Here is a 3,256-nt window from a genome sequence, read left to right as displayed (position 1 = left end):
CTGCCGGCTGCCAGGCGCTCGGCGTGAGCGGCGACGCCAGACTGGAGCACCAATTGCTCGGTCGTTGAGCCGGTGTCGCGCAGCGCCGGCACGACACCGGCGAGAAGCAGAGACGATTTTCCCGAACCGGATGGCCCGACGACAGCCAGCACCTCTCCGCGGCGCGCTCGAGAGAGCAGAGTCGCGATCTCGTCCTCCCGGCCGAAGAACCTGTCCGCCGACTCCGCGTCGAAAGTGCGCAGCCCGAGGTAGGGGCATTGGTCGCTTCCGGGCGCGGCAATGGTGGCGCGGGTGATCGCCGGATCCTGGCGCAGGATGGCCGATTCGAGTCGCGTCAAGCGCTCGCCCGGTTCAATGCCGAGCGTGTCGGCGAGGCGGGTGCGCGCCTCCCGTAGTACCGCCAGGGCCTCGCCCTGCCGCTGCCCTCGGTAGTTCGCGAGAGCGAGGATTGCCCAGCGCGACTCGCGCAGTGGCTCCTCTCGCACGAGCCGCTGCGCCTCGGCGATGACCGACGCGCTCTCGCCGCGCTCGAGCCGCGCGTCGAGCAGTTCTTCCTCGGCGCTCGTCTTGATCTCGGCGAGTCGGCTCGCCTCGATGCGAGCGGGCGGCCAGTCCGCGACCTCGGGAAACGCCGCCCCGCGCCACAGCGTGAGCGAGCGGCGCAGCGCATCGGCGGCCCGGTCGTGATCCCCGCGGATCGCGTGCTCGCGCCCCGCCGCAACCATCCGCTCGAACTGCTCCGCGTCGAGTACCCCGGCGTCGAGCCCGAAGGCGTAGCCCTGCCCCTCGGTGCGGATCGAGTCCTGCCCGAGCACCGCACGGATGCGGGCTACCGCCGTCTTCACCTGCTGCCACCACGTGCCGGGCTGGTCGTCGCCCCAGCACGCCTCGGCAAGCTCATCGGCCGACACGATCGCGCCCCGGCGCACCGTGAGCGCGGCGAGGATCACCCGATCGCGCGGCCGGATGTGGCCGGCGTCGACGGTGAGCGGACCGAGCACCGAGATGTGCATGCGTGCAGTGTGACGCCCGCTCAACTACTGCGCAAGCAAACGGATATCGAACGAGTATCGGCGGCGCGATAACGGATATCGGCACGCGGGAATCTTCGGGCACCACATCCACTCAATGAAAAGGAGATCCCATGTACTCGAGGCAACGAAGGGCCGCCACCGCAGCCTCACTGATCGCTCTCATGACGATGACGGCATGCGCTCTCACTCCGGGCGACAAGTCATCTGCACCCCCCTCGGTGATCGCGACGCTTCCGGCAACGGAATCGTCGGACGCCGCGTGCCCCACACCTATCGACCGGCGGCACGCCGGCATCATCAGCGACTACTGGTACTCGCGGCTTGCGAGCGATCTCGACGGGGTCGTGCTGCCTCAGCCCGACTGCGTCCGCAGTGGAAGGCACGGCGACGTCACACTCATCTGGATGAAGTCGGACCCGGGATTTCTGCTCACGCTTCTGAGCACGTTTGACCTGGCCGGGTGGTACGAGACCAGCACCTCAGGTGACCTCGTCAGCTTCATGAGCCCTTACGGGACCTCCGTCTCTGCCTCGTATGTCCGACTCGGCTATGCGGACTCGGAGGAGCCGTATGTCGCTCTCGTGTACGTGCGCAACGACATCCCGCCCGCACCGGGCTCCCCGGGCTGGTCGCGGTAGGCGGAAGGACACATGATGATCAGCTTGCCGCGCGCCGCCGCTCTGTCGCTCTCCGCCCTCATGCTGTCCGGTATCGCATTGACGACATCGGCCTGCGCCGGTCCGCCGCCGGCGACAAGACCGAGCCCACGCGCTTCCGCGCCCGCCCCCTTTCCCGACGGCGAACTCGTCGTCTACACCGATGGAGGCGAGGTGAAGATCGCCCCGCCGGACGGTTCCGACCCCGTGAGCCTGACTGACGACATCGAGGGCGAGGCCCTCCACCCGGACTGGTCTCCGGATGGAACGGCCGTCGTCTTCGCCGTACATGACTCGGACGGCACCCGCGACATCTGGGTTGCGCGAAGCGGCGAGACGCCAGCGCGCCTCATCGACTGTGCCGACCCGTGCGTCTGGACCGACGACCCCGCCTGGTCGCCAGACGGATCCGCAATCGCGTTCCATCGTGGAACCGCCGGCGACAGCCGCGGTGGCATTGCGACGCTCGAGACATTCCCGTTGGCTGGGGGGACGCCGGCGATTGTGGCGACAACGGCGGCGGGCACCTACCCGTTTTCGCCTCGGTGGGCGCCAGACGGCAGCCGCCTCGTCGTCGAACTGATCACGTTCTCGTCAGAAGACATCGACGAGGAGGGCGTGGATTCGACCCAGCTTGCGATCATCGATCGGACGACAGGGGCCATCGCCGAGCTGACGCCCGCCGATTGGGGTGCCGGCACTCCCGATTGGGACTCCGACGGCTCCCGAATCCTCTTTGTCTCGGCCCCGGACCCCACCAAGCCTTACACCGAGATTTCCTGGATAGCACCCGCCGGTGGAGCAGCAACCCCGATCACCGATGTCGCGAAGGATCAGCACCGCGCCATCCTCGGCACATGGAGCCCCGATGCCACCCTGGTCGTGTTCGATGAGGAGATCCGTCTCGGGGACCCCAGTTCTGCGGTCATCTCGACCGTCCCGGCGGACGGGGGCGAGGTTGTCGCATGGTTCGCGGGTACTCACCCCCGCCTGCGACCGGTCTCCTGATGCATAGCGACCCGCCTCGGTAGCCAAATGCCGCCCGCGCGAAGTGCACGAAACACAAAAGCCCTGGCTAACCAGGGCTTTCGGTTGGTGACCCCAGCGGGATTCGAACCCGCGTTACCGCCGTGAGAGGGCGGCGTACTAGGCCACTATACGATGGGGCCGTCACGACAACCGTTCGAGTATACATGGCGGTTTGCGCCACCTGATCGCCCGACCCCGAGCCCGATCAGGACTGCGGAGCGAGCACTCTCAAGGCCCCCGGAACGACCTCGACATCCAGCGGGAGGGCGGCAATCCGCTCCCCGTCGCCGTACGCGACGAGCACACTGTCGGCTTCGATGCGCACCTTCTTGGCCCGCACGATCCGCACCCGAGGGTCGGTGACGTGGGTGCCCGCGAAAACGCGCGGGAAGATGCGCAGGAAGTTGAACCGCGACAGCGGCTTCACCATGAGCACGTCGAACAGGCCGTCATCCAGCAGGGCATCGGGGGTGATCTTCATGCCACCCCCGAGCGAGACGCTGTTGCCGAGCGCGACGAGCACGGCTTTCGTCTCGA

Annotated in this window: 3 protein-coding genes, 1 tRNA gene and 1 pseudogene; 2 read left to right on the top strand and 3 right to left on the bottom strand. The window is 67.7% G+C overall.

The annotated features are described in order from the left end of the window. On the bottom strand, positions 1-1,013 hold a 1,013-nt coding region (locus RMO30_RS02635), incomplete at its 3' end, for a BTAD domain-containing putative transcriptional regulator (RefSeq protein WP_309709133.1). Positions 1,014-1,144: 131 nt separating this feature from the next. Here RMO30_RS02635 and RMO30_RS02630 point away from each other — a divergent pair. Then, positions 1,145-1,672 carry a hypothetical protein gene (locus RMO30_RS02630; protein ID WP_309709130.1) on the top strand — a complete coding sequence of 176 codons (528 nt, stop codon included), beginning with the start codon at positions 1,145-1,147 and terminating at the stop codon, positions 1,670-1,672. Between the two features lie 12 nt (positions 1,673-1,684). Further along, positions 1,685-2,698 (top strand): hypothetical protein, encoded by a 1,014-nt coding sequence (locus tag RMO30_RS02625; protein ID WP_309709127.1) that lies wholly within the window; start codon positions 1,685-1,687, stop codon positions 2,696-2,698. Between the two features lie 85 nt (positions 2,699-2,783). Here RMO30_RS02625 and RMO30_RS02620 read toward each other — a convergent pair. Further along, positions 2,784-2,859 (bottom strand) — tRNA-Glu (locus RMO30_RS02620). A 65-nt stretch (positions 2,860-2,924) separates the two neighbouring features. Next, a pseudogene (locus RMO30_RS02615) lies at positions 2,925-3,256 on the bottom strand (diacylglycerol kinase); the annotation flags it as partial.

Source organism: Pseudolysinimonas sp., assembly GCF_031389465.1.
GTDB lineage: Bacteria > Actinomycetota > Actinomycetes > Actinomycetales > Microbacteriaceae > Pseudolysinimonas_A.
The sequence above is the reverse complement of the archived record's forward strand: the minus strand, read 5'-3'. Positions and strand labels throughout refer to the sequence as shown.

What these genes read in the sequence shown, in the direction of transcription:
- RMO30_RS02630 (WP_309709130.1), top strand. Translation starts at nt 1,145, where the DNA reads ATGTACTCGAGGCAACGAAGGGCCGCCACCGCAGCCTCACTGATCGCT.
- RMO30_RS02625 (WP_309709127.1), top strand. Translation starts at nt 1,685, where the DNA reads ATGATGATCAGCTTGCCGCGCGCCGCCGCTCTGTCGCTCTCCGCCCTC.